Origin of the sequence: Lamprobacter sp. (assembly GCF_034860625.1) — a bacterium.
Classification (GTDB): domain Bacteria; phylum Pseudomonadota; class Gammaproteobacteria; order Chromatiales; family Chromatiaceae; genus Lamprobacter.
In genome coordinates this window covers 1-894 of the sequence record NZ_JAYESN010000642.1, presented here as the reverse complement: position 1 = coordinate 894, position 894 = coordinate 1, and the positions used below count along the sequence as shown (strand labels likewise).

The 894-nt window shown below is 59.5% G+C and carries 2 protein-coding genes; one reads left to right on the top strand and one right to left on the bottom strand.

Annotated elements, in window-relative coordinates; all coding sequences use genetic code 11:
* The coding region (locus tag VBE63_RS30445; RefSeq protein WP_323686695.1) for a MipA/OmpV family protein at positions 1-366 on the bottom strand (366 nt) is incomplete at its 3' end.
* A 300-nt stretch (positions 367-666) separates the two neighbouring features.
* On the opposite strand from VBE63_RS30445, the gene VBE63_RS30440 reads away from it, so the two are divergent.
* Positions 667-894, top strand: a 228-nt coding sequence (locus tag VBE63_RS30440) for a hypothetical protein (protein ID WP_323686694.1), incomplete at its 3' end; no start/stop codon positions are given.

The window sequence follows — 894 nt, the reverse complement described above, 5'->3', positions numbered from 1 at the left end:
GGCCTTGTAGCGGAGCATCGGGCCGATCTCGAGTAATGGGTCGAGGTCGTCCATCCCCTTGCGGGCATCGTTGTCGCCGCTGACCGGCACGCTACCGTAGACGCTGAAGTCGAGGCGGAAGCGGTCCGATTCGCCTAGGATGCCTTTGATGCCCTCTTCATCGGCTTGCAGATGCCGGCCCCGGTAAATAGGCATGATGAACGGATAGGGGTAGGTTCCAGACTGACCAGCTCCGCGGTAGTCCGGAATGCGCAGCGCGCCGCCGCCGATGCCGATCTCCCAGGCCGGTAGCTTCTCAGCGAGCGCCGGGGGCAGGATGAGGGTTAGCGTCGATAGTAGGACTGCGATACGCGTTATTCTGATCATCCCTCGGAACCCTGGTCTCCTGCTACGTCCTTTGTCGAACGGTGTTGCGGATGACAGCGCCTGATCGGAGGCAGCCCACTGACTGAGCCAGCCACAGACTCGAAGGCCTGATTGTCAAGCGCCAATCATCCGACCAGACGCATCGCGCCGCCACAATGGTATCCAGGTTTCTCGCAGCGGGCAACAACTGCCGACGATCGTTGATGGCTGTGCGGCGTTGAGCCAAAAATCGCTCGGGTAGGCGTTGTGGGCATCATCTAATGTTCTTTGAGATTTGCTACCGGTCAATGGAGATTGATGATGGCTAAATTGAAGGTAACGTCGACGGGTGCCATGTCCTATCGGCTGTTGGTTCTGGTCGGGGCGGCGTTGATACTGGGCGGTTGCGCGATCGGCAATACGTACGAATATCGGCTGCCGAGAATGCCCTTGCCAGTCGAGGGCAACAGTAGCATTGGCTTAGCGGTGACCGACCTGCGACCATACATCCTAAGCGGCGACAAGGAGCCCGACTTCGTGGGGCTGCAG